This is a genomic window from Streptococcus oralis, assembly GCF_001075675.1.
GTDB lineage: Bacteria > Bacillota > Bacilli > Lactobacillales > Streptococcaceae > Streptococcus > Streptococcus oralis_V.
This window is the reverse complement of sequence record NZ_JUNW01000052.1, coordinates 1-202: the sequence shown is the minus strand read 5'-3', so window position 1 is coordinate 202 and position 202 is coordinate 1. Positions and strand designations below refer to the sequence as shown.

The following is a 202-nucleotide window of genomic DNA, read 5'->3' as shown; positions in this document are numbered from 1 at the left end:
TTCTAAGGTAGCGATTAAATCTGAGCGAACTTTTGCTGCTTCTTCCGCCGCTTCCTTGTCAGCTGCAGCCAGTTTAGCTTGATCTTGACCAGAAAGTTGAGATTGAGTTTTCGCTTCAGCTGGACTTACCTGATCGCTATCCTCTGCCAAGAAGTCTGCTAACAAGTCTGAGGTGTCGAGCTCACCCTCTTCGATGGCTTTC

1 pseudogene is annotated in these 202 nt (G+C 48.0%); it reads right to left on the bottom strand.

The window, feature by feature from the left end:
- Positions 1–202: pseudogene (locus ADM50_RS07090) on the bottom strand (SIALI-17 repeat-containing surface protein); the annotation flags it as partial.